At 39.1% G+C, this 24,482-nt stretch carries 24 protein-coding genes; 2 read left to right on the plus strand and 22 right to left on the minus strand.

Annotated features, from left to right (window positions below; all coding sequences use genetic code 11):
• Positions 1 to 7: 7 nt before the first annotated feature.
• The 12 genes from plsX to ACIQVU_RS03255 form a co-directional block, all read right to left on the minus strand.
• A complete protein-coding gene (gene plsX / locus ACIQVU_RS03200; protein WP_340804703.1) occupies positions 8 to 1,000 on the minus strand; it encodes a phosphate acyltransferase PlsX in 993 nt (330 codons plus the stop codon).
• A 2-nt stretch (positions 1,001 to 1,002) separates the two neighbouring features.
• Entirely contained in the window at positions 1,003 to 1,575 is a 573-nt protein-coding gene (gene fapR / locus ACIQVU_RS03205; RefSeq protein WP_340808533.1) for a transcription factor FapR, read from the minus strand.
• Between the two features lie 120 nt (positions 1,576 to 1,695).
• A complete protein-coding gene (gene recG, locus ACIQVU_RS03210; RefSeq protein WP_340804702.1) occupies positions 1,696 to 3,741 on the minus strand; it encodes an ATP-dependent DNA helicase RecG in 2,046 nt (681 codons plus the stop codon).
• A gap of 101 nt (positions 3,742 to 3,842) precedes the next feature.
• Positions 3,843 to 4,997, minus strand: coding sequence for a M20 metallopeptidase family protein (locus tag ACIQVU_RS03215; RefSeq protein WP_402893825.1), 1,155 nt, complete (start codon positions 4,995 to 4,997; stop codon positions 3,843 to 3,845).
• Between the two features lie 72 nt (positions 4,998 to 5,069).
• Positions 5,070 to 5,978, minus strand: a complete 909-nt coding sequence (gene sdaAA / locus ACIQVU_RS03220; protein WP_340804699.1) for an L-serine ammonia-lyase, iron-sulfur-dependent, subunit alpha — start codon at positions 5,976 to 5,978, stop codon at positions 5,070 to 5,072.
• A 14-nt stretch (positions 5,979 to 5,992) separates the two neighbouring features.
• Complete coding sequence (gene sdaAB / locus ACIQVU_RS03225; protein ID WP_340804697.1) at positions 5,993 to 6,655, minus strand: L-serine ammonia-lyase, iron-sulfur-dependent subunit beta; 663 nt, start codon at positions 6,653 to 6,655, stop codon at positions 5,993 to 5,995.
• A gap of 325 nt (positions 6,656 to 6,980) precedes the next feature.
• Complete coding sequence (locus ACIQVU_RS03230) at positions 6,981 to 8,630, minus strand: DAK2 domain-containing protein (protein WP_340804696.1); 1,650 nt, start codon at positions 8,628 to 8,630, stop codon at positions 6,981 to 6,983.
• Positions 8,631 to 8,648: 18 nt separating this feature from the next.
• On the minus strand, positions 8,649 to 9,008 hold the full coding sequence (locus ACIQVU_RS03235; RefSeq protein WP_340804695.1) for an Asp23/Gls24 family envelope stress response protein: 360 nt from the start codon (positions 9,006 to 9,008) through the stop codon (positions 8,649 to 8,651).
• A gap of 241 nt (positions 9,009 to 9,249) precedes the next feature.
• Positions 9,250 to 10,854 (minus strand): M20/M25/M40 family metallo-hydrolase, encoded by a 1,605-nt coding sequence (locus ACIQVU_RS03240; RefSeq protein WP_340804693.1) that lies wholly within the window; start codon positions 10,852 to 10,854, stop codon positions 9,250 to 9,252.
• A 39-nt stretch (positions 10,855 to 10,893) separates the two neighbouring features.
• Positions 10,894 to 12,324 carry an amino acid permease gene (locus ACIQVU_RS03245; RefSeq protein WP_340808532.1) on the minus strand — a complete coding sequence of 477 codons (1,431 nt, stop codon included), beginning with the start codon at positions 12,322 to 12,324 and terminating at the stop codon, positions 10,894 to 10,896.
• A gap of 101 nt (positions 12,325 to 12,425) precedes the next feature.
• Positions 12,426 to 13,187: a dimethylarginine dimethylaminohydrolase family protein gene (locus ACIQVU_RS03250; RefSeq protein WP_340804692.1), complete on the minus strand. Its 762-nt coding sequence runs from the start codon at positions 13,185 to 13,187 to the stop codon at positions 12,426 to 12,428.
• Between the two features lie 13 nt (positions 13,188 to 13,200).
• Positions 13,201 to 14,073: a dimethylarginine dimethylaminohydrolase family protein gene (locus tag ACIQVU_RS03255; RefSeq protein WP_340804691.1), complete on the minus strand. Its 873-nt coding sequence runs from the start codon at positions 14,071 to 14,073 to the stop codon at positions 13,201 to 13,203.
• Between the two features lie 209 nt (positions 14,074 to 14,282).
• On the opposite strand from ACIQVU_RS03255, the gene ACIQVU_RS03260 reads away from it, so the two are divergent.
• Positions 14,283 to 15,026, plus strand: a complete 744-nt coding sequence (locus ACIQVU_RS03260; RefSeq protein WP_340804690.1) for an IclR family transcriptional regulator — start codon at positions 14,283 to 14,285, stop codon at positions 15,024 to 15,026.
• Positions 15,027 to 15,197: 171 nt separating this feature from the next.
• Positions 15,198 to 15,386, plus strand: coding sequence for a 50S ribosomal protein L28 (rpmB, locus tag ACIQVU_RS03265; RefSeq protein ID WP_340804689.1), 189 nt, complete (start codon positions 15,198 to 15,200; stop codon positions 15,384 to 15,386).
• A gap of 83 nt (positions 15,387 to 15,469) precedes the next feature.
• Here rpmB and spoVM read toward each other — a convergent pair whose 3' ends face one another.
• Genes spoVM through def form a run of 10 tightly spaced genes read right to left on the minus strand, consistent with a single transcriptional unit; the run spans position 15,470 to position 24,481 of the window.
• A complete protein-coding gene (spoVM, locus tag ACIQVU_RS03270) occupies positions 15,470 to 15,571 on the minus strand; it encodes a stage V sporulation protein SpoVM (RefSeq protein WP_099805045.1) in 102 nt (33 codons plus the stop codon).
• Between the two features lie 18 nt (positions 15,572 to 15,589).
• Positions 15,590 to 16,243 (minus strand): thiamine diphosphokinase, encoded by a 654-nt coding sequence (locus ACIQVU_RS03275; RefSeq protein WP_340804688.1) that lies wholly within the window; start codon positions 16,241 to 16,243, stop codon positions 15,590 to 15,592.
• Positions 16,240 to 16,908 carry a ribulose-phosphate 3-epimerase gene (gene rpe / locus ACIQVU_RS03280; RefSeq protein ID WP_340808531.1) on the minus strand — a complete coding sequence of 223 codons (669 nt, stop codon included), beginning with the start codon at positions 16,906 to 16,908 and terminating at the stop codon, positions 16,240 to 16,242. Before rpe ends, ACIQVU_RS03275 begins: the two co-directional genes overlap by 4 nt.
• 2 nt (positions 16,909 to 16,910) lie before the next feature.
• Positions 16,911 to 17,795, minus strand: a complete 885-nt coding sequence (gene rsgA, locus ACIQVU_RS03285) for a ribosome small subunit-dependent GTPase A (protein WP_340804687.1) — start codon at positions 17,793 to 17,795, stop codon at positions 16,911 to 16,913.
• A gap of 11 nt (positions 17,796 to 17,806) precedes the next feature.
• Entirely contained in the window at positions 17,807 to 19,786 is a 1,980-nt protein-coding gene (gene pknB / locus ACIQVU_RS03290) for a Stk1 family PASTA domain-containing Ser/Thr kinase (RefSeq protein ID WP_340804686.1), read from the minus strand.
• 2 nt (positions 19,787 to 19,788) lie between these two features.
• Positions 19,789 to 20,538 (minus strand): Stp1/IreP family PP2C-type Ser/Thr phosphatase, encoded by a 750-nt coding sequence (locus ACIQVU_RS03295; protein WP_340804684.1) that lies wholly within the window; start codon positions 20,536 to 20,538, stop codon positions 19,789 to 19,791.
• Between the two features lie 6 nt (positions 20,539 to 20,544).
• Positions 20,545 to 21,687 (minus strand): dual-specificity RNA methyltransferase RlmN, encoded by a 1,143-nt coding sequence (gene rlmN, locus ACIQVU_RS03300; RefSeq protein ID WP_340804683.1) that lies wholly within the window; start codon positions 21,685 to 21,687, stop codon positions 20,545 to 20,547.
• Entirely contained in the window at positions 21,665 to 23,047 is a 1,383-nt protein-coding gene (gene rsmB / locus ACIQVU_RS03305) for a 16S rRNA (cytosine(967)-C(5))-methyltransferase RsmB (protein WP_340804682.1), read from the minus strand. Before rsmB ends, rlmN begins: the two co-directional genes overlap by 23 nt.
• Positions 23,044 to 23,985 carry a methionyl-tRNA formyltransferase gene (gene fmt, locus ACIQVU_RS03310; protein ID WP_340804681.1) on the minus strand — a complete coding sequence of 314 codons (942 nt, stop codon included), beginning with the start codon at positions 23,983 to 23,985 and terminating at the stop codon, positions 23,044 to 23,046. The genes rsmB and fmt overlap by 4 nt, the downstream gene beginning before the upstream one ends.
• Before the next feature lies 1 nt (position 23,986).
• Positions 23,987 to 24,481 (minus strand): peptide deformylase, encoded by a 495-nt coding sequence (def, locus tag ACIQVU_RS03315; RefSeq protein ID WP_340804680.1) that lies wholly within the window; start codon positions 24,479 to 24,481, stop codon positions 23,987 to 23,989.
• Position 24,482: the final 1 nt, after the last annotated feature.

A 24,482-nucleotide genomic window follows, 5' to 3' on the forward strand; every position in this document is an offset into this window, starting at 1 on the left:
CCCTTTATTAATCAATTTCTAAATGACGTACTGTTTCTGTAATTGTTGAAATAACGGTATGCTCTACCATTGTATTGGCTTGACGAATCGCACTAAAAATTGCCTTTGCATTGGACGATCCATGCGCCTTAATGACAGGTGCCTGTAAGCCGAATAATCCTGCACCGCCATATTCGGTATAGTCCATTTTATGCTTTAAGTCACGCAAATTATTTTTCATTAGTGCTGCTGAGATTTTTGTTTTAGTCGAGGACATAAATGCCTCTTTTAACATAGAAAACAACGCTCCCGCCGTTCCTTCAATAGACTTTAACACCATATTTCCTGTAAAGCCGTCTGTCACAACAACGTCTGCCACACCTTCAAGTAAATCGCGTGCCTCAACATTGCCTATAAAATTCAAATCGGCTTCCTTTAGTAATTCAAAGGCTGCTTTCGTTAGCTCATTGCCTTTTTTATCCTCCGTACCGATATTTAATAAGCCAATACGTGGTTTTGAGATGCCGCTAACCTTTTTCGCATAAATATCACCCATAATGGCATATTGCACTAAATGCTCTGGTCGGGCATCTGCATTTGCGCCTAAATCAAGCATTAAAAAGCCTTTACCATCAAGTGTTGGCAATGTTGTTGCTAAAGCTGGCCTAGCAATCCCTTCAATACGTCCTACTTTAAATAACCCACCTGCCATTAAAGCACCTGTATTCCCAGCAGATAGACAAGCGTCTGCGCTTCCCTTATCAACGGCATCCATCATACGTGCCATAGAGGAATCCTTTTTTCGTCGAACAGCACGCGCTGGATCATCTGTTCCTTCTACAACTTCCTCACAATGCACAACTGTTAAGCGATCATGCTTTTTTAAAAAAGGTTCAAGCTTTTCTTGCTGACCATATAATTGGATTTCCAAGTTAGGAATTTGCTCTAATGCTAAAAATGCACCTTCAATCACTGATTTTGGTGCGTTGTCGCCACCCATTCCATCAAGCGCTAGTTTCATTATTACTCACCTTTACCTTTCGTACGGTACATATCAAATTCACCTACAAAAACGGTTTCACCATTAACGGTAGACGTTAGCTCTACTTTTGTACGATGCTTTTTATCATCTTGGTCGATGACTATCGCCTTTGTAATAACACGATCTCCAGCACGAACAGGTTGCACAAACGTCACATTGGCATGTACAGTTAACGCTAGCTCATCATTAATAACAGCCACCGCTAAGGAATTGGCTTGTGCAAATAAATGATGCCCACGTGCAATGCCATTTCGCTGAAACACATGCTCTTCCTTTACATCAAAAATCGATATGGCTCGATGATCTAATTCAATATCAACAATTTCTCCGATAACCTCATCAATCGGTAGAGATTTTACTTCATTTTCATAGTTTTTAGCAGCAACATCTTTAATTCGCTCTCGAAGCTCTGGAATTGATAGCTCCATACGATCTAAGCGAATGGTTTGGACACTTACCTGAAACTTTGTTGCTAGCTGTTCATCTGTGACGAATGGATTTTCAGCTATTGTTTCAGTTAGGAGTCGCTGTCGCTCTTTTTTCGTTTTTCTCAACATCATTCGCCACCTTTTGAGTTGTTATTAGCACTTGGTACTAATATCAGTATATAGAGGTTAAAAAAAGAATGCAAGACTTGTTTTGCAATCAAGTGCTTACATTCTAAGTTAGGTACATTAATCAAAGCGCTCTCCTTGTAAAACGCCACTTTCCTCTAACATTTCACGTAAATATTGATAATCGCGACCATGCCAAAATGCATCTGTTTCAAGCAGTTCTGTTGCATCTTTACGAGCGGTTTCCAAAATACGATAATCATGTACTAAATCAGCAACTTTAAAATCTGGCAAGCCGCTTTGTTTACGTCCAAAGAAATCGCCCGGACCTCTTAATTCTAAGTCCTTTTCAGCGAGGCGGAAGCCATCATTTGTTTCTGTCATAGATTGCATCCGCTCTTTGCCCTCATCTGATTTAGGGTCAGCGAGTAAAATACAGTACGATTGATGCTCACCTCGTCCTACACGCCCACGTAGCTGATGCAACTGCGCTAAACCAAAGCGCTCAGCATCATAGACAATCATAAAGGTGGCATTTGGTACATTCACGCCAACTTCAACAACTGTTGTCGAAACTAATACTTGAATTGTACCTTCACTAAAAGAACGCATAACCATATCTTTTTCAGCTGTCGATAAACGTCCATGCATTAAACCGACAGAAAAGCGTTCCTTTAAATAAGTCGCTAGCTGCTCATAAATATCAACAGCATTTTGAACATCGAGCTTATCAGATTCTTCAATAAGTGGACAAATCACATAGGCTTGTCGTCCTGCTGCTAGCTCTAATTCCAGCTTTGCCATCACTGAGCCAAACTGCTCCTTTTTCATCCAATGTGTTTCAATTTGTTTGCGTCCTGCTGGCATTTCATCAATCATCGATACATCCATTTCCCCAAATGCTGTAATGGCAAGTGTTCTTGGTATTGGCGTAGCGGTCATAAAAAGCACATCTGGATTTTCGCCCTTATCTCGCAATATACGACGCTGTTCAACACCAAAGCGATGCTGCTCATCTGTAATAACAAAGCCTAACCTTTTAAATACAACATCAGGCTGAATCAATGCATGTGTACCGATAATAATATCAATATTGCCATTTGCTAAATCCTCTAAAATAGTACGTCGTTCCTTTGTTTTCGTTGACCCTGATAGCAGGGCTACACGAACGCCAAAGGGCTGAAGCCACTCTAGTAAATTTTCTAAATGCTGCTCGGCTAAAATTTCAGTAGGAGCCATTAATGCGCCTTGAAAGCCTGCTGTTACTGCAGCATATAGACCTATTGCTGCTACTACGGTTTTCCCTGACCCTACATCCCCCTGCAGCAAGCGATTCATACGATGTGGCTCCTTTAAATCCTTACAAATTTCATTGACCACACGCTTTTGTGCATTTGTTAATTCATAGGGCAATGAAGCAATAAAGTCCCGTAATTTATGCACATCGAATTGGATAACAGTCCCGTGTTCACTATCTTTACGCATTTTTCGTAATGCTTGAATACGTAGTTGGAAGTTTAATAGCTCCTCATAGGCAAAGCGTCGTCTTGCTTGCTTAGCATGCCCAGCATCAAGTGGAAAATGCACGCCCTCTAAGCCCTCACGCATAGACACAAGCTTATAAGCATCTTGTAAATGCCGTGGAAGAGCATCTGGCAGCTCTGCCCCAAAGTCATCTAATACTTGACGCATATACTTACGAAATCTTTTTTGTGGAATTAACCCTTTCAAACTATAAACAGGTTCAAAGTCCATCTGATCTGTCTTAGGACCAAATACTATAGACGTCCCATTAATGACCTGTCTGCCACGATCCCATTTCCCTGTTACTGTAATAATAGTACCAGGTATAAGCTTTTGCTTTAAGTAGCCCTGATTGAAAAACACAACTTTTACTAAATGACGTCCCGCTAAAACTGTAACCTGTAACCGTGATTTATTGCGCCCTAAAAATAATACAGTTGGCTCACGTTCCACTTTACACTCAACAGTAACACGTTCATTATGTGGCGTTTGTGCTAAATCTTTTAAACGAAAATCCTCATGGCGATGTGGAAATGTCCATAATAAATCGGTGATCGTATGGATGCCAAGTGCCTCAAGATGTGCTGCGGTTTCTTTCCCGATGCCCTTTAATTCGGTGACGGGACTATATACATCAGTCACCTCATTCCACAACTCCCTTCATTATTTTTTCTAACTATGTAGCCGTCTTAGCCTATATTCAATGTATCATAAATCTAGCATCTTTCCCTATTCAAAGCCTACTAAGAATGATGATGCATAATCATTTCAATAAAGAGTCGAATCGCATCAGGGAATACATCCTCATCTATATCAAATTTTGGATGATGATGTGGATACTGGCTTTTCTCGCCACCCATCCCAACAAAAATAAAAGCACCAGGTCGATGCTGTAAATAATAAGAAAAATCCTCACCGCCCATCACAGGAGGCACTAGTTCAAATACATCTGCACCAAACTTTTCAGCTACAATTGATGCTACCATATGTGATTGGTGTGAATCATTGATAAGTGGCGGTGTACCTAAAATAAATTCAATTTTCCCCTGTGCACCAAATGTCTGACAAATACCCTCTGTTAAGCTCACCATTTTTGTTTGAATCGTGTTGACAGTTTCGGGGGTCAATGCTCTAATTGTTCCACTTAGCTTTGCTGTATCTGGAATAATATTATACGTTGTACCTGCTTGCATATTGCCTACTGTAATAACACCTGCCTCAATTGGATTGATGTTTCGGCTAATAATGCCTTGAAAAGCTTGCATTAAATGACTTGCAATATAAATAGGGTCAATGGTTTCATGTGGCATTGACCCATGCCCACCAGACCCTTGAATAACAATATTAAAATCATCAACAGATGCCATCATGGGACCATGTGCTAAGCCTATTTTTCCTTTTTCTAGCCCCTGCCATAAATGGATACCAAAAATAGTATCAACATTCTCTAGCACACCTTGTTGAATTAAAGCATCAGCCCCACTTGGTGTAATTTCCTCAGCCGATTGGAAAATCAGCATAATATTTGGCTCAATTTTTTCCTTGTTTAATGTAATCCACTCTGCCACTGCCAATAAAATCGCTGTATGCCCATCATGACCACACATATGAGCAATACCTGGCTTCTTAGAGCTATAAGGTTTATCACCCTCTTCTACGATTGGCAATGCATCAATATCTGCTCTTAAAGCAATGGTCTTTGTTCCTTTTGTACCATTAATCATTGCTACAACACTAGGAGAATTATAGTCTAAAATTTCGATAGCAAGCTGCTCTAATCTTTTTCGAATAAATCGACTTGTTTCATACTCTTGGCCAGAAAGCTCTGGATACTGATGCAAATAGCGTCTATCCTTTATCGCTTGTTCTGTTAAATGTTGTAAATTAGTAATCTCCATATTGAAAATGCTCCATCCTGTATCATTATACAAAAACATGCTACCTATATAAGATAGCATGTTTCATCAGCTTTATTGCATAGCTTTAATACTTTGTAATCCACCGTTTTCAAGAATTGCTTTACTAATAGCTTTTCCTGTTGGAGTTGCAGCTAGACCGCCTCGCGCTGTTTCTTTCAGGTTCGGACTCATTGATTGTCCAATACGATACATTGCACCAATTACTTCATCACATGGAATGCGGCTGGATACACCTGCAAGCGCCATATCTGCTGCTACCAGTGAATTAGCAGCGCCCATTGCATTACGTTTGACACATGGCACCTCCACCAAACCTGCAACAGGATCACAGACAAGACCAAGCATATTTTTTAAAGTAATCGCAAAGGCTTCAGCACATTGCTGTGGTGAACCTCCTGCCATTTCCACAATTGCTGCGGCTGCCATCCCAGCGGCTGAACCAACCTCAGCCTGACAGCCACCAGCTGCACCTGAAATAGAAGCATTGTTTGCCACAACAAAGCCAAATGCACCTGAAGTAAATAAATAACGAATCATTTGCTCACGTGTTGGGTTAAGCTTATTTTTCACTGCAAAAAGTGTTCCCGGTACAACGCCCGCCGAACCTGCTGTCGGTGTAGCACAAATTGTACCCATCGCTGCATTTACTTCATTTGTAGCAACCGCTTTACTCACGGCATCTAATAATAAATCGCCTGACAGTGAATGACCCTGTGCGATATAATTTTGTAGCAGCACAGCATCCCCACCTGTTAAACCTGTAACAGATTGTACACCTTGTAAGCCACGTTCAACCGCCTCCTCCATTACTGTAAGGTTGCGATCCATTTGCTGAATAACATCTTCACGCGTTCTGCCCGTTATTAATATTTCCTGCTCAATCATAATTTCTGATATTAATTTTTCTTCTTGCTCTGCTCGTTCTACAAGCTCACGAACATTATGAAATAATACGTCCATCGTGAAGCACCTCCTTAATTATTAATTTTCGATACTTTTGTAATATATGGTATTAGTGAAATTTGCTGTAGCACTTTATCCTCAATGTTTTGATCAACTTCAATCACCATAAGAGCCGTTAATCCACGCTCTATACGTGACACTTCCATATGCCCGATATTGACATTATGCATGGCTAGGCAATTTGCTACATTTGCAATACACCCTGCACGGTCATCGTGGACTACAAGAATAGCTGGCATACCACCTGTTAAACGTAGCTTAAAGCCATTGACCTCGCTAATTTCGATTTTTCCTCCGCCAATCGAAATTCCTTCAACGCTCATTTCCCCTTCATCATCGCCCATCACAATACGCGTTGTGTTTGGATGATCTTTGTGCGCCTCCTCTGGAATAAACTCAAAGGATAATCCTGCCTTTTCCGCACCTTCAAACGCTGTTTTAATACGTTCATCATACGTATCATAATCTAGCAAACCACCAATTATAGCAACATCTGTTCCATGCCCTCTATACGTTTCTGCAAACGATCCATATAAATGAATTTTTGCCCATTTAGGTTGTCTTCCAAATAAATCTCGTGCAACACGCCCAATTCGAGCAGCACCTGCCGTATGAGAGGAGGAAGGCCCAATCATAACTGGTCCAATAATATCAAATACTGAAGTGAACTTCATAAAAACACCCCTCTGCTTTATTTATAGAATATATATTTTAACTATATAATGCTTGATATTTACTATAAAAGTAAAGCATTTAATTTATCAACTTTCAGAAAATCACTATCATTACCATGATTAACCTATATATGGTTTATCTCCCTGTCCACCCCGAGTATACAAATTATTTAAATTTTTGATATTCCCATATTTTGTATCCATTATAGGCGTACGCTCCTATTTCGCAGGTATTCATCACTGTCGTTATCTAAAAATTTTTTAACACAAACAAAAGCAGTACACATCTCGTGCACTGCTTTCTCAATAATAAAATTGCATGTAATTATTCTACTGAAATGATATATGGATACAATGCTTGTTTGCCATTAAATAATTCAACTTCTACATCTGGATAATGTCCTTCAATCCATTCAACCAATTGTGAAGCATCCTGCTCAGTTGTATCCTCACCATAAATAACGGTAACGATTTCTGCGTCTTCATCTACTAAATCGGCAATAACCTTTTCAGCAGCATCCTTTAATGCCGGTGTAGATAGCACAATTTTTCCTTCTGCTAATGCCATAAAGTCACCTTTATGAATGGCGACTCCATCAATCGATGTATCACGTACAGCGTATGTTACTTGACCTGTTTTAACATTGGCAAATGCTTCTATCATCGTTTGCTGGTTAAGCTCCACCGCTGCATCTGGATTAAACGCTAAAATTGCTGCCATCCCTTGAGGAATCGTCTTCGTAGGCACTACTGCTGCTTCTATTTCTAAAAGTTCCACAGCTTGCTCTGCCGCCATCACTATATTTTTATTGTTCGGTAAAATTAATACTTTTTCTGCACCAATTTCTTGCACTGCTTTGACAATGTCTTCTGTAGACGGATTCATTGTTTGACCGCCTTCAATGACATAGGAAGCACCGATAGAGCGCAATAATTCTGCTACACCCTCGCCCATAGCAATCGTTACAATCGCGTATGGATGTTTTTCTACCTTTTTGGCAGGCGCTGGCGCTTTATGCTCATCACCAACAATTGCTGAATGCTGCTCGCGCATATTATCAATCTTTATCTTAATAAGACTGCCATATTTTTGTCCGATCGTTAAAACAGAGCCAGGTTGCTCAGAGTGGATATGCACTTTAGCAATTTCTTCATCCGAAATAACGAGTAATGAGTCACCTAAAGGATTTAATTCGTTACGGAATTGCTCCTCATCAAAAGGCTCTTTTCCTTCCTCTAAGCGCACCATTATTTCTGTACAATAGCCAAATTCGATATCTGCCGTGTTCATAAAATCCTGTGCTCGATGATGCTCTGCATTGATTAGATCATCTAGTGTTGCATCATTTTTCTCAGGAAGAGCCTCGCCTTTTAAGGAAGCTAAAAACCCTTCATAAACAAATAGTAAGCCCTGACCGCCACTATCCACAACACCAACCTCTTTTAGAACTGGTAGCAAGTCAGGTGTACGATCAAGTGATGCCTTCGCTTCTGCTGTAAAGGCTTCCATTACGGCAATGATATCGGTTTCAGTTTCTGCCACCTCTACACCTTTTTTAGCCGCTTCACGTGCTACCGTTAAAATCGTTCCTTCTACAGGCTTCATAACAGCTTTGTATGCTGTATCAACACCTGCTTGGAAGGCTCCTGCCAAGCCTTTCGCATCAATTGTTGCTTCTTTTTCAATAAACTTTCCAAAGCCACGGAATAATTGAGATAAAATAACGCCTGAATTTCCACGCGCACCCATCAATAGCCCCTTAGATAAGGCTTGTGCTGTTTTACCAATATGCTCTGAGGCCAAAAGCTCTGTTTCCTTTGCACCAGATGTCATTGATAAATTCATATTTGTACCTGTATCACCATCAGGTACTGGGAAAACATTTAATGAATCTACATAATTTGCATTTTGGTAGAGGTGATGCGCACCCATTTGTACCATTTCAGCAAACTTTATACCGTCTAAAGACTGCATTCGATTTAGTTCCTCCTCTTAATTCGCTACACGAACGCCCTGCACAAAGATATTGACAGATGTAACGCTCATTCCTAATGTTTTATCTACTGTGTATTTCACCTTGGACTGTACTTGGTAAGCAACTTCTGAAATTTTTGTTCCATAACTCACAATAATGTACATATCAATATGTAAACCGTCGTCTTGTTGTCGAACTACAATACCTTTTGCGAAGTTTTCTTTACGTAAAATATCAGTTAAACCATCACGAATTTGATGTTTAGATGCCATGCCAACAATTCCGTAGCATTCTACAGCAGCACCACCAGCAATTTGTGCAAGTACATCTGTTGCAATATCAATTTGGCCGAATTCATTGTTTAATTCAATTGACATAGAAATGCCTCCTTGGCTCTTTTTGACTAGACTATATTGTAACACTGTCGTTACAATTTAAGCAACCTAAGGGCAGAGGAAAGCCCTTTATAGCAACGTTTTCTAACAATATATAGCAAACCTTTTGTAAATGAAAAACTAAAAAAGCTGATACCTTCAAAAAGTATCAGCTTCAAGTGGAGATGAAAAATTCCACTGTAGTCTTTTTCTTTAATGACATACAGCTTTTAAGCTATGTCCATTAAAATAAGCTTTTAATAAGTGTAGCAAGCATCACAGGCATTTCTTTAAACGCACTATCCACATGTAGCCTTTCTGTTTTTTGATGGGCGTCTTTACCAAAAGGACCAACGTTTAAAACGGGGCCTTGTAATGCAGCCATCTCTTTAAATGGAATGCTATACGTATCTCCCCATACAGGTGTATTGCGCTCAAATGCGAGCCATTCATTGGACTCATCTGTATAGTTGACATAGCTTAAATCACAAATACCGTTAAAATAATGAATTTGCTCTACCTCAATATCAAATGTTTGTGCTGTTTTCTTCATCAAATCAATCGCTTCTATCACAAGTGGATGATTGGACGCATTAATCGCAGGATAATATGGCGGTGCATATAACAGCACTGTTGCCGGTGCTAGCTCCTGACAGCGAATCATCAATTGATCAACAATTCGAATTGATTTTTCACGGTCATCCCATGTGCGATGCTGCAAGATTTGCTGTTTGATAGCATGTACTTCTTCCACACCTAATTTGCCAATCGCATGCTCAAGCAGTGCCTCATAACGTAATACTTTTACTTGTCCAACGCCCTGTACTTGTTCTCGCATACAAATTTGTTGGTATTGTTGGTTACAGGCAGCCATCGCTTCTACAGCCACCTGTTCAAAAATATCCATCACCTCTGAGGCTGTGCGCTTTAACAAAAACACATTATAAAGAGCAGCCGCACGATACGGTGTTTGTGTCGAATATTCCATTTTCAAATCTTTTAATTGTAACGATACTGGCAGTGGTGTGCTCTCTCCTAAATCGGTTTCACGGAAAAGAGGGTTCCATTCCATATGCTGTGTCATATAGGATGCAATAAAGTTCGCAGTCATCCCCTTCAATGGTTCACCAACATGCGTTTCTTTGCCATAAAACAAAGCGGCAGGCATAATTTTGCCAATTGTTCCTGAATAAATATATTCATTAATGTCAGACGGGCCTTGTGAAAAAGACGGCTCACTATTTAAAAATAGTTTATATGTTAAACCGTGCTGTTCACGAATTCGAACAAGCTCTACAACAGCAGCTCGCATCCCCGCAGAGTTTACTTCCTCATCAGGAACAGCCGTTAAAATTAAATTAATCGGCCATTGCTCAAAGCTTGCTTTTTCAATGAGCTGCATATGTAAGGCAAGTCCCATTTTCATATCCATTGTGCCACGGCCAAATAAATAATTCCCTGATTCTAAATCAATTCTAGCTGCCTCTGGTAAATCTTTTTTATATTTAGGCTCCATTAATTTTTTTGTTAACGCTTCTGGTTGACAAGCTAATGGCTCTAGTTCACCATACTCCTCCGTATGCACTGTATCAAAGTGACTGATTAATACAACGGTTTCAGTTGCAGTTGGATGCTTATACAACGCTGTAACAGCATTTCTACCAAGACCTGCATCATGCAATTCAATAAGCTCAGGATGTTGTTCAAAATATGGAATCGTTAATAGTTTGCTTTGTAATTTGTAAGCAAATTCTGTTTCACCCTCAGTCAACGTTCTACTTTCCCAGCTGACAATTTCACATAATAGTGCTCGTAGTTTCTCAGGTGTATCCCACATATAATTATTCATAAAAAATTCTCCTTTAGACCCAATTCGTATGACGCTCTTTTAACGAATATCTAGTGATTCTTTATTGTTATCTTCTATATCCGTTGGAATAATAGCTGTCTTTTTTAGTTTTAGTTGATAGAAAATCATACAAGCAATAAAGAAGCCAATCCCATATAGCAAGCCAATTCGTTGTGTTGGATCGAATGCTAAAAACGCTAAAATTACTAGACAAAACAGTATACAAAATACTGGAATTAACGGAAACAGTGGTGTTTTAAACTTCAAAGCATTCATATCTCCACCAGACTTTATATAACGATAGCGGAACATTAATTGAGAAGCGCAAATACCCATCCATGAAATTGTAACGGATATTCCTGCTATAGACATGAGTAAAACAAATACTGCATCCGCCTCCATAACACTTGTTAGTAATGATAGTAATGAGAAAAGCATCGTAAAGATTAATGCATTTAATGGCACTTTATTTTTCGTAAGACGTCCAAATAGTTTTGGTGCCATACCCTCTCGTGACATTGACCACAATAAACGTGTCGATGCGTATAGACATGAATTACCAACCGATAAAATCGCTGTCAATATAACAAAGTTCATAATACCTGCTGCATAAGGAACACCTGCTAAATTCATTAACGTTACAAAAGGACTTTCCATTAAGCCAAGCTCTGATGCTGGGAAAATCGCAGATAGCACGATAATCGATGCAATATAGAAAACGATAATTCTAAAAATAATTGTCCGTATAGCGCGTGGAATATTTTTTTCGGGATTTTCCGTTTCACCTGCTGCAATTCCAACAAGCTCTGACCCTTGATAAGAAAAAATAACATTCATCATTGTGACAAAAATAATGGCAATGCCTGCTGGGAATAAGCCAGTAGGTGCTAAATTTGTCAGATGTGGTGTTGGACGATCAGCTAATGGAATTAAGCCAAAAATTGCTGCACCGCCAATAATAATAAAAGCAATCACGGCAATCACTTTAATGCTTGCAAACCAAAATTCTGCTTCAGCAAACCCTTTTGTTGTTAAAGCATTTAGCACAAATAATAGCACCATAAAAACAGCACACCATATCCAAATTGGTATATCTGGAAACCAATGCTGCATTAAGATGCCCGCAGCTGTAAATTCAACGCCCGCTGTAGCAGCCGATCCAACAAAATACATCCACCCTAATGAAAACCCTGCTGAAGGGCTAATAAAACGTGTCGCATATGTTTGGAAGGAGCCTGTAACAGGCATATATACTGCTAATTCACCAAGACAGTTCATAACCATAAATAAAATTAAGCCACCAAATAAATAGCCAATCAAAGCGCCTCCTGGACCTGCCTGATTAATGGTATAGCCAACATTTAAAAATAGCCCTGTCCCAATAACACCTCCAAGTGAAAGCATTAATAGGTGACGGCTCTTCATGGAACGATTTAATTGATGATGAGATTGATCGTCTTTATTCAATATCCATCCCTACTTTCTATATAATGTAAATATTCTGATATTTTAAGAACGAAATTACCCAATCAATTTGCGCTGTTAAATTGATTGGGTAATGTTCGAATTATTTAAAAGCGTAATGATAAACAGCTTAAGCCACCATCATGCTTTCTAAATTCAGACATCTCTAGTTCAATTGTTTGATAGCCTAAATCATGTAATTTACGATTTGTTGCTGGATAGCCCGCTGGAATAATCACATAATCATTCACTTGAATACAATTTGCTGAGTATTCATCCTCTTTTGGAATAATGATTTTCTCATACGATTCAAATGCAGGATGATCAATAAACTCACCAGCCACTACCATACGATTTTGCCCTACATAGGCAATGCCTGTTTTTAAATGGAAAAATTCTTTTAATGGAATAACCGTTGCCTCATAGCCCTCTTGTTCCACAATTTCTTTAAATTGCTGTGCGCCCTCCTCATTTGTACGATCTGAAATTCCTACATAAAATTTCTTTTCAGCCTGTAATACATCTCCACCATCAAGTGTGCCAGAACCTTTAATATAATAAATTTTATCGTAAAACTGCTTTACAGCTGGTTCAATATCCTCAATCTCACGGTTACGAGCCTCTGCCCCAGGATTTGAAATAATGGCAAACTCAGGTGTTAAAACAGCTGTGTCCTCTACAAATGTTGAATCGGGAAATGCTTCATTTGCTGGTAGCTGTGTTACCTCAACACCGCATTTTTTTAAAGCCTCTACATATTTTTCATGCTGTTCAAATAATTTTTCTAAAATTGGTTTTCCTAAATCACTTGTTGTTAAGCCATTTACAAAGCTGTTTCCTGGATTTTTTACAATAACATTTTTAAACATATTCTCTGCTCCTTTATGCTCTGACTACTGGACAAGTAAGACATGTTGGTCCACCTGTTCCCTTTACAGTAATTTCATCACCTTTATATTCAAAAACCGTTGCACCAGCATCAAGTAACTGTTGCTTTGTCACATTATTACCTGCTGGAATCACGCATACCCTTGGTGCTAGTGCCAAGACATTACAGCCTAGTGCATCATATTCATCTTTTGGTACTTCCACTAATTGAATTCCTCGCTCTATTAGCAGTTGGCGGAAAAAGACAGGCATTAAGCGTGAATGCACAACAGCTAAATCCTTGTCTACCATGCTAATAAAGGACATTAAATGTAAACATTCATCTTCACCTAAATCATGCGGTAGCTGTACAACAATAAAATCATCTACCATATTAGCTGTTATTTCTTTTAGCTGACGGATTGCCTCATCATTTGTTCGATAGCCGCGACCAACAACAAGTGTTCGATCATCAAGCCAAACAATATCGCCACCATCTGATACAGCATCTCCTGTTAATTCACCAACAATGGGAATGCCCTTTTCCTGTAAAAATTGCTTATAGACTGTTGCTTCTGGCTGTCTTAATGTTTTACCTGATTTTAAAATAATCGCTCCATGTGGTGTAAACTTCACAGGATCATGTGCATAGAGCGAATCTAAGCCTACTTCTTCAGAAACTGGCAAATAATCAATTTTTTCTACATACTTTTCAAGAATTGCGATAAATTCAGCATACTCTGTTAAAGCTTTATCAAAATTTGGCTCTGATAAATAGTTAAATGTTTTCCATTTATCGCTAAGATGCTGTTGGTTGCGGAAAGCATCTTTTGGATGTTTGACGATGACATGTTTTAAAGGCGCATACATTGATGAACAATAATGCATTCCCTTCACCCCTTTTTCCGTGTAGTGGAAAACGTTTCCGTATAGAGGAAAGTTTATATAAAAAATATATGTGTTTTATGCTATACTGTCAATATATTTAGAAAAGTTTTTATTTTCCGTTTAATTTAAGAAAACAATAGAACTCTACTGAAAACCTTATAGACGCAGAATAAGAATAAAAATAGAATAGACAAGAGGAGGTGGGGCAGATGCAATTATTAGAACGAGCAATGACAATTGCAAAGGTGTTAGCTTCAGAAACACATCACAGTGGTTTGTCCATTTCGGAGCTTTCAACAAAATGTGATTTACCTTTAAGTACCTTACATAGAATTTTAAAAGCCATGATTCACCAAGGAATGATTGAACAGGATGAGCAAACAAAGCATTATTATCTTGGTACAATATGGATGGAATTAGGCTTGCAGGTCTATGATACGATGGATTATATTAGCAAAATCAGACCTGAATTAGAGCGGTTAGCAAGACAAGTAGAGGAAAGTGTCTATCTAAGTAAGCTAGCTGGTTTAGATACCATTATTATTGAAAGAATAGATAGCGCTGCAAATCCAATTCGTATTTATGACCAGCTAGGTATTCGCATACCTATGCATATTGGCGCTGCCAATAAAGCCATTCTTGCTGCTATGCCTAGCGCTCAATCGAAGGAAATAATCGCACAATTAGTAGCCAAGGAAGAGATTGCTACATTTGAACAACAGCTTGACCAAATCCGACAGCAAGGCTATGCAATCAGTCATGGAGAAAGAACAGCAGGTACCTCCTCAGTGGCAGTTGCGATTTTAGATGGTTTCGGTGAGGTGATTGGTGCAGTTAGCATCGGTTTTGTCACATTTAATAGCTCACAGGACTACATCAACACACTAGTAGAGCAGTTACTGGAAACTGGCAAGCGCGTATCCATGAAGCTTGGCTATCGAGGAAAAGGATAGATTATATCCTCAACGATCCACCGCAATTTTATGCCTGTAAAGGTTTTTTTCTTGAAAGGTTATGTGAAAACTGTTGCACTGAACGCCATCGTATGTTAAATTATTATGGTATGTGAAATACCGAACTGAAATAGTAATCTTTCAGCATTAACAGTAAGGAGGGAATACAACATGCCAAAACAATGTGTAATCACTGGTCGTAAAGCTCGTACTGGTAACAACCGTTCCCACGCTATGAACGCTAACAAACGTACTTGGGGTGCTAACCTTCAAAAAGTTCGTATCTTAGTTGACGGTAAACCAAAACGTGTATGGGTTTCTGCTCGTGCATTAAAATCAGGTAAAGTTGAGCGCGTTTAATCGCTGCTTCTAAAAAATCGATTTCGCCCTAAGCGTAAATCGATTTTTTTTATATCTTCAACAGTAAAAAAATCCGACTAGCTTCAGTCGGATTTTTTTACTTTCTTATCTTTTTTAAATAGGTTTATACACGTACGCGTAATACTACTCACAAATTTCGGCAGCTGGAACGTATATACTTTCAGGACTCTCTCCCCCTTACGCTAATCTATGCTTCTTATCATTAAACATATGCCTTGCGAGAAAGATATAGACCCTGAAGCTCCTATTATTTCATTACTTGTAAATCGAGATGTTCCTAGAGAAATTTCTTCTTTTGTTGTTTCATATTTGACCTGTCTTAATGTTACCTCTTGAACTGACTTCTCATATGCAAAAAAAGACAAATAGCGGTAGCGATTATCCGCATCAATTATATGTGTACCTGGCAATAAAAATTGCAGCATATTTGTATGATTCACAATTTTCAATGCAACAGATGGATACTCTTTTTGCAAGCGATACATGGAACGAACAGCTGCCTCATAATGATCTAAACGACCACCTGTTACACCTGTTAGCACAATTTCCTGTGGTGCATATGTCAATGCTTTCAATAAGGCTAAATCTGTATCTGTTTCATTTTTCTCCTGCTGAAAGCGTTGCTGGTCCTTTGCTTGTGCCATCACAGCTTGATATTCCTCAGCTGTTAAAGAATCAAAATCTCCCACAATAGCATGAGGTATAATTCCCTGCTCCACTAAATATAAAGCTCCACGGTCTGCACCGATAAACACAACATCCTGCTGCTGTTGAAAAAATGATAATGAGCAAAGCTCTTGTTTTGGTCCACCTGCACAAACAACGACTGTTGTCATCCTTTCAGCGCAGCCTCACCAGCCGCTAAAATTTCCTGAAGCGCAGCTGTCCGATCTTCTTTACTATAAATGGCTGACCCTGCTACAAAAATCGTCGCCCCTGCCTGTGCACATGGCACAATCGTTTCAGCAGTAATACCCCCATCAATTTCAATAGCAATGTCCAAGCCTCGCTCTTTAATCATTGTTGACAATGCTTCAATTTTAGGTACAACAGAATGTATAAACTTTTGTCCACCAAAGCCCGGGTTTACAGTCATTAATAATACCATATCAATATCTTGTAAAATATGTTGAATCGTTTCTATTGGTGTATGTGGATTTAATACAACGCCAGCCTTTACACCATATGAACGAATTAATTGAATTGTTCGATGTAAATGACGACATGCCTCTACATGTACTGTAATATAGTCTGCACCAGCCTTCGCAAACTGTTCAATATATTGATCTGGGTTTTCGATCATTAAATGGACATCTAACGGTAAATTCGTTAATGGTCGAATAGCATCTACTACAATAGAGCCAAAAGAAATATTTGGCACAAAATGACCGTCCATTACATCAATATGAAGTAACTTTGCCCCTGCCTGCTCTACTTCTTTTACTTCTTCTCCTAATTTTGCAAAATTCGCTGCTAAAATTGATGGTGCTATTTGTATCATCATTAATACCTCGGCTTTCGATCCATAATTTCTTGCATAAATTGTTCATAATGCTTGTAGCGGTAATCACGAATTTCTTCCGCTTCTACTGCTGCTTTCACTGCACATTTTGGCTCCTTTAAGTGGAGGCAGCCTCTAAATTTACAATTGTCAGCTATGCTAGCCATTTCAGGAAAACATAAGCCTAGCTCTTCTTTTTCAATTTCATCAAAATCAAAGGAGCTAAACCCAGGTGTATCTGCTAATAGACCACCGCAAACCTCAATTAGCTCAACATGGCGAGTTGTATGTTTACCTCGCCCTAAGCTTTGTGAAATAATGCCTGTTTTTAAATTTAATTCAGGAATTAGTGTGTTAAGCAGTGTTGATTTCCCAACGCCTGATTGTCCTGCTAATACAGTTGTTTTTCCCTTTAAAATAGGCTGTAGTCGCTCCACTAACTCTTTTTCATCTTTATAGGTTTGTAGTACCGTATAGCCTATTTGTTGATAGTCCTCTATATAGCGTTGCAATTCCTCCCGCTCATCGTTTTCTAGTAAATCCATCTTTGTTAAACAAATAATTGGATGTACATGGAATGATTCTAAAACAACTAAAAAACGATCTAATAGAACGGTATTGAAATAAGGCTCCTTTACGGAAAATACTAAAATTCCTTGATCGATATTCGCAATTGGCGGACGCACCAATTCATTTCGACGTTCCAAAATTTTTTGAATGGTTCCATCCGATCCTTCTGTTTCGATTGTGTACTCTACGATATCGCCAACAAGTGGAGATTCGCCACGATTGCGAAATACTCCACGTCCACGACATTGAATTAATTGCTGACCATCATATACATAATAATAACCGCTTAAAGCTTTTCTGATTTGGCCTTGCGCCATCCAATTCCCCCTTAGTTCACATCATTATAATCAATTTTTTCTTCATGAATAATCTCTGAATCGCGGATAATACGATACCCTGCCTGCTTGCCCTCTTCAATCACAAGCTGTATATTGTAAGGCGTATCACTTAAAATTGGAAATTCATCCGCTGGCTCTGACATTGTATGGTTTTTATCTTGAATTTCAATACGAATATTTTGTGCCAATCCCTCTTCTGTAGGAATATATTCAATCATAACCGTCTTGACAAGTGTTTTGACAGGCTTTTCAGCAGGTCCTTTACTTAAAATAACGGATATTGTTGAGCCTGCCTCAACTTGCGTGCCAGCTTTCGTCAGTTGAGAGATGACGCTACCAGCTGGAATTGTATCATGGTAGTCCTCACGAGAAACACGCCATTTCAAGCCTGCTCTTTGCACATAGTCATCCATATCCTCTTTCGTATAATTGACAACATCCTCTACTCGTACCATTTTAACACCTTGGCTAACTGTAAATGTGATAACTTCATTTTCTGCTACCACTTCTGTATCAGGAGAAATACTTTGGTCAATAATTCGACCTTCAGGCTCCTCAGAATGGACATATTCTGTTTTAACCTCTAAAAACTTTCCTTTTAATAAGGCTTCCACCTGATGAATATTTTGCCCTACATAATTATCCACTTTCGTCTTTTCAGCACCTAGACTTACCACCAAATCAATTTCTGAGCCCTTTACACGCATCGTTCCCTCTGATGGATCGGTTTCAATAACCTTGCCCTCTTCCACCTCTTCAGAGTGTCGCTCCTGATGCTCATCGCTCACAACAAAGCCTGCTTCTTCCAATATTTTTATTGCTTCATCAACGGTTAAATTAGCCACCTCAGGAATTGCCTCCTTTTTCGGGCTAAATAAATCTGTTGCATAAATTAGGAATAAAAAAACAGCAATAACTATTACAAGGAAGCTCGCCACATATATAGGCCACCTTTTCTTCGCTTTAGCAGGTGCTGGCTTATCGATAGGCTTTTTAGGTTGCTCTACAGGCTTCACTTCTTTAATCGGTGTAATTGCTCTTGTTTTTGCTAGGTCTTCTTCTTTTTCTATAGGCTGTTCCTTAATAATAGGAATTGCCTTTGTCACATCATTATCAACTGGTATCACAAATTTTGGCTCATTGATACGACTAGGTGTTAATACTGTTTCTAAATCCTCATACATTTCTTCCACTGTATTATAACGGTGAGAGGCATCTTTCGCAGTAGCTTTCAGTACCACATTTTCTAAGCTTTGTGGAATTGTTGCATCGAAAGCGCGGACAGATGGTGTTTCTGTCTGTAAATGCTTGAGCGCAATGGAAACAGCTGATTCTCCAGAAAACGGCAATTCACCTGTTAATAATTCATATAACACAATCCCAAGCGCATAAATATCTGATTTATTCGTTGCTGTACCACCACGAGCTTGCTCTGGCGATAAATAATGCACTGTTCCTAATACTGAGTTTGTTTGTGTAAAAGAAGTTGCACTCAGTGTCATGGCAATCCCAAAATCAGTAATTTTCACATTGCCTTCAGCATCCATTAAAATATTTTGCGGCTTAATATCACGGTGGATAATATGATTTTCATGCGCATTGGCAATAGCAGACGTTAATTGCTTCATAATATGCACACTTCTTGCAGGAGAAATTGGTGCAAATTCTTGTATGTACTGCTTTAACGTTTTTCCTTGAACATATTCCATCACAATATAATGTAGATCACCATCATCACCTACATCATAAATACTAACAATATTTGGATGTGTAAGACTTGTAGCAGACAGTGCCTCACGTTGAAAACGTCGATGTAATTCCTCCTCATTGGAAAAATCATAGCGCAATATTTTAATTGCAACATCACGGCCTAATATCATGTCATGTGCTAAATAAACATTCGACATACCACCGCCACCAATGAGTCCTAAAATTTTATAGCGGTCACTAATTCTTTTCCCTACAAGCATTCTTACACCTCCTCATCCCTTTTTGTTAGTAATACGAGGGAGATATTATCTTCTCCCCCGCTATCATTTGCTAATCCCACAAGTTTACGTCCCTTTTCTTGAATAGAGTCTGGAAACGTAATAATCGAAGCCATTTCATAGACCGTTAATTTATTGCTTAGTCCATCTGAACAAATTAATAAATACGATTGTAAGGCTAAATTGACCTCATAAAAATCTGGCTCAATGGTTTCCTCTGTGCCAATAGCCTTTAAAATAAAATTCTTTTTTGGATGTGTCAAAGCTTCTTCTTCGCTAATTTCGCCATTTTCCACCAGCACATTCACATATGAATGATCTCTTGTTATTTGTTGTGCGCCATCTTCAAAGAAATAATACACGCGACTATCTCCAACATGTGCGATGGAGCAGTGATATCCTTCAATTAATACCGCAATAAGTGTTGTGCCCATTCCTTTACAGTCTTCGTGTGATAAAGAATAGTTATAAATATCTTTATTCAATTGCTTAACTGTCTGCAATAACCATTCTTTTTTTGATGTTGTTGATACAAAATGACTTGTGTCTGCCTGTAAAAAAAAGGTTTCCATTTGTTTAATTGCCATGTCACTCGCTACATCACCAGCATTATGACCACCCATGCCATCTGCCACAAGTGCTAGTGCAAGGCCGTCTGGACGCTTAAAAAATGCAGCACGGTCTTCATTAATGGATCGTTTTAACCCAATATCACTTTCGACTGTATATTCCAACGCAGGTCACCTCGTTTCCTCAGCTCTCTCTTGTGCACGTAATTGTCCACATGCAGCTGCGATATCAGCACCTTGCTCTCTGCGGATCGTTACGTTAATTCCATTTTTCTTTAATGTTTTCTCAAAGGCAAAAATTTGACTGCGAGATGTGCGAACATAGTCACGCTCTGGCACATAGTTGACAGGAATTAAGTTGACATGACATTTAATACCTTTGATTAAAGCGGATAATTCCTCTGCAATTTCCACTGAATCATTTTCGCCAGACATTAAGCCATACTCAAAGCTAACACGTCGACCTGTCTTTTTCGTGTAATAACGCACAGCTTCCATTAATTCATCTAATTTATAAGCACGAGCAATTGGCATTAGCTTTTGGCGTGCCTCTTGATTTGGTGCATGTAATGACACGGCAAAATTAATTTGTAGCTGCTCATCAGCAAATTGATAAATTTTCGGTACAATGCCTGATGTAGATACAGTAATATGACGTGCGCCAATATTTAACCCTTTTTCGTGGTTAATCACTTTTAAGAAGTTCATCATAGCATCATAGTTATCAAACGGTTCGCCAATTCCCATAATAACAATATGTGATACACGTTCGCCTAACTCATCTAATGTTTGCTGTACTTTAACAACTTGCTCCACAATTTCTCCTGCTAATAAATGACGCTTTAAACCGCCTAATGTTGAAGCACAAAATGTACAGCCAATGCGGCAGCCCACTTGCGTCGTTACACAAACAGAATTACCATAATCATGGCGCATTAATACAGTTTCGATAGAATAGCCATCCTGCAATTGAAATAAAAATTTAATAGTGCCATCCTTCGATTCTTGCTGAATAATTGTTGATAATGTTGTTAAGGCGAAGTTAGCAGTAAGTTTTTCCCGTAAACCCTTTGATAAGTTTGACATTTCTTCAAATGTTTTTACACGTTTATTGTATAGCCAGTCAAAAATTTGCGCAGCACGGAAAGGCTTTTCCCCATTCTCCTTTAACCACTCTTCTAATTGATATGGCTGTAATGAATAAATCGATTCTTGTAAATTTGGTTTTTCTTTTTTTGTCCGTCGAACAGGCTTCTCTTCTGCTTCTTCGACTAAATCATTAATACGTTCATTAAATTTCTCTTGATCCATCATTAATTGGATTCTCCTTTTTACGAAAGGCAGCAACAAAGAAACCGTCGCTGCCAAAGTCTTGTGGAAAGACTTGAAGCATGCCATCTGCTTGCTTTTCCGCTAATTTTATTGGTAAAGATTCTAGTTGTATCGCTTCCATTTCTGGATGCGTTGCTAAAAAGGCTTTAACTGTGCCTTCGTTTTCTTGTTTATCGACAGTACATGTACTATATATAAGCTTACCATTTGTTTTCAACATTTTTGTTGCAGCATCCAGTAATGCTAATTGTATCGTTTGTAAGCTTGCTAAATCTTCTTCTCGCTTTGTATATTTAATATCTGGCTTGCGTCGCATCACACCTAGCCCGCTACAAGGTGCATCCACTAAAACCGCATCAAATGACGCCGCTTGTAAAAATTCTGGAGCCTTCCGACCATCTATTGGTGCTGTTTCTATAATATCAAGCCCTAGACGTTCTGTATTATGGTCGATTAAATCTAATTTATGTGGATGAAGGTCTGTTGCTAAAATAGACCCTTTATTTTTCATAATTTCAGCTAAATGCGTTGTTTTACCACCAGGAGCCGCACACATATCCAAAACACGCATACCTGAAGCTGGATTTAATACATTAGCTGGAATCATTGAGCTTTCATCCTGAATCGTAATCATACCTTCTTTGAACGCTTTTGTGCGTGCTGGCTGACCATTTGTTATGTGTAAGCATTCTGGCATAACATCGCTTTGCTTAGCTGTTAAACCTTCCGCTTCTAGTTCAGCGATAGCCCGTTCAACTGTTGCCTTTGTTAAATTGACGCGTACGGTTTGCACAGGCGGCACATTATTTTCATGTAGCATGGCTGCTGCAACATCTATACCATAATTATCAATAAAACGCTGGACTAGCCATTGTGGATGGCTTGTTTCAATCGCAAGACGTTCAACTGGGTCTGCTATATCACTTGTTGCACGAACACCTTTACGCAACACTGATCGTAAAATACCGTTGACCATTGAAGCGATACCACGATGACCTCGACGCTTCGCAATTTCCACAGCCTCATTCACCGCCGCATGTGATGGTATACGTGTTAAATAATGCATTTGGTAAAGCGATATTCTTAATAACCAGCGTACCCAATGATCTACTTTACCACGAATAAAGGGCTCTAAATAATAATCTAGCGTCATTTTATGCTGTAATGACCCATACGTAATTTCTGTTAATAATGCGCGATCCTTCGCTTCAATTTTATGTCGTTTAATCGTTTCATTAAGCAATAGATTGCTATAAGCTTGATTTTTATCCACTGCTAATAGTATGGAAAGTGCGGCATCTCGCACATTACCATCCCAAATTACTACACTTTTTTTACTCATTGAAATTGGTCCCCAATCTGTAATTTAGAACCTGTCCCACGCAAGTATTCCTCTGCTGTCATACGCTTTTTGCCAGCAGGCTGCACATCGTATAACGCTAGGGCTGTTCCATTGCCAGCAGCAACTTCAAAGTGATCCTTGGCAATCGCAATAACTGTACCTGGCGTAGCCTGATGACTGCTCGTGCCAATCGTTGCCCACCAAATTTTAAAGTTACCATCCTCAAACGTTGTATAGGCTACTGGCCATGGATGAAGACCGCGCACTTGATTGTATAAGGTTGTGGCATCTTGTGTCCAATCAATACGTTCTTGTTCCCTTGAAATATTACTAGCAAATGTTACTTGTGCCTCATCTTGCACTATGCGGTTATTTGTACCGCTAATAATAGAAGGAAGTGTTTCTTTTAATAGCTCACAGCCTACAATACTAAGTTTATCAAAAAGCTTGCCTGTATGGTCATCTGCTTCAATTGGAATTGCCTTTTGAGAGATAATATCACCTGCATCAAGCTTTTCTGCCATATACATAATCGTTACACCTGTTTCCTTTTCACCATCAATAATAGCCTGATGAATAGGTGCTCCACCTCGGTATTTAGGCAATAACGACGCATGAACATTAATACAGCCAAGAGCAGGTGCAGCGAGTAATTCCTTTGGTAAAATTTGTCCAAATGCTGCTGTCACAACTAAATCAGGTTGCAAAGCCAGTATTTGCTGTAGTTCCTCAGAGCCACGCAGCTTTTCAGGCTGAATGACTGGTAAGCCTAGCTCTAAAGCTGCTGCTTTTACAGGGGGCGGTGTTAGCACACGCTTACGCCCAACTGGACGATCAGGCTGTGTCACAACAGCCTTAATCGTGTAGCCTTCATCATGTAGCATACGTAAAATAGGTGCAGAGAAGTCGGGTGTTCCCATAAAAATAATTGATGTCATATTATTCCTCCTCTTCTGCATACATTTCTTCAAGCTCTTCTGCTGTGACAATGCGCTTAATTTTAGAATCAAATAGCACACCATCTAAATGATCGATCTCATGTAAAATTGCACGAGCATCAAAGCCGCCTGCCTCTACTTCATACACACGCCCTTCACGGTCACATGCTTCAATTTTCACATAATCAGGACGTTCAACCTCACCATATAATCCTGGGAAGCTTAAGCAGCCCTCAATATCAACCTCTGCTCCATCTGTTTCAATAACTGTTGGATTAATCATTTCTAAAATATCGCGTTCCTCACCTAGCTCCACAATCGCCACGCGTAAGCCTACATTTATTTGTGGTGCGGCAATACCTACACCATCGTATTCCACCATTGTGTCATATAAATCATCCAGCAATGTAAGTATATCATCATTAATTTCTGTTACTTCTGCACACGGTGTTGAAAGTATCTGTGCTGGGTGTTCAATTACTGTTCTTATTGCCATC

The sequence above is a fragment of the Lysinibacillus sp. NPDC098008 genome (assembly GCF_044760715.1).
Taxonomy (GTDB): Bacteria; Bacillota; Bacilli; order Bacillales_A; family Planococcaceae; genus Lysinibacillus.

Bases quoted from the DNA above. Each gene is read 5' to 3' on its own strand.
- def (WP_340804680.1), bottom strand. From the start codon at position 24,481: ATGGCAATAAGAACAGTAATTGAACACCCAGCACAGATACTTTCAACA.
- rpe (WP_340808531.1), bottom strand. From the start codon at position 16,908: ATGATACAAATAGCACCATCAATTTTAGCAGCGAATTTTGCAAAATTA.
- rpmB (WP_340804689.1), top strand. From the start codon at position 15,198: ATGCCAAAACAATGTGTAATCACTGGTCGTAAAGCTCGTACTGGTAAC.
- ACIQVU_RS03275 (WP_340804688.1), bottom strand. From the start codon at position 16,243: ATGACAACAGTCGTTGTTTGTGCAGGTGGACCAAAACAAGAGCTTTGC.
- fmt (WP_340804681.1), bottom strand. From the start codon at position 23,985: ATGACATCAATTATTTTTATGGGAACACCCGACTTCTCTGCACCTATT.
- ACIQVU_RS03215 (WP_402893825.1), bottom strand. From the start codon at position 4,997: ATGGAGATTACTAATTTACAACATTTAACAGAACAAGCGATAAAGGAT.
- rsmB (WP_340804682.1), bottom strand. From the start codon at position 23,047: ATGAGTAAAAAAAGTGTAGTAATTTGGGATGGTAATGTGCGAGATGCC.
- ACIQVU_RS03250 (WP_340804692.1), bottom strand. From the start codon at position 13,187: ATGTTTAAAAATGTTATTGTAAAAAATCCAGGAAACAGCTTTGTAAAT.
- ACIQVU_RS03260 (WP_340804690.1), top strand. From the start codon at position 14,283: ATGCAATTATTAGAACGAGCAATGACAATTGCAAAGGTGTTAGCTTCA.
- pknB (WP_340804686.1), bottom strand. From the start codon at position 19,786: ATGCTTGTAGGGAAAAGAATTAGTGACCGCTATAAAATTTTAGGACTC.
- rsgA (WP_340804687.1), bottom strand. From the start codon at position 17,795: ATGGCGCAAGGCCAAATCAGAAAAGCTTTAAGCGGTTATTATTATGTA.
- ACIQVU_RS03255 (WP_340804691.1), bottom strand. From the start codon at position 14,073: ATGCATTATTGTTCATCAATGTATGCGCCTTTAAAACATGTCATCGTC.
- ACIQVU_RS03240 (WP_340804693.1), bottom strand. From the start codon at position 10,854: ATGAATAATTATATGTGGGATACACCTGAGAAACTACGAGCACTATTA.
- rlmN (WP_340804683.1), bottom strand. From the start codon at position 21,687: ATGATGGATCAAGAGAAATTTAATGAACGTATTAATGATTTAGTCGAA.
- sdaAA (WP_340804699.1), bottom strand. From the start codon at position 5,978: ATGGACGTATTATTTCATAATGTTCGTGAGCTTGTAGAACGAGCAGAG.
- plsX (WP_340804703.1), bottom strand. From the start codon at position 1,000: ATGAAACTAGCGCTTGATGGAATGGGTGGCGACAACGCACCAAAATCA.
- sdaAB (WP_340804697.1), bottom strand. From the start codon at position 6,655: ATGAAGTTCACTTCAGTATTTGATATTATTGGACCAGTTATGATTGGG.
- ACIQVU_RS03235 (WP_340804695.1), bottom strand. From the start codon at position 9,008: ATGTCAATTGAATTAAACAATGAATTCGGCCAAATTGATATTGCAACA.
- ACIQVU_RS03230 (WP_340804696.1), bottom strand. From the start codon at position 8,630: ATGCAGTCTTTAGACGGTATAAAGTTTGCTGAAATGGTACAAATGGGT.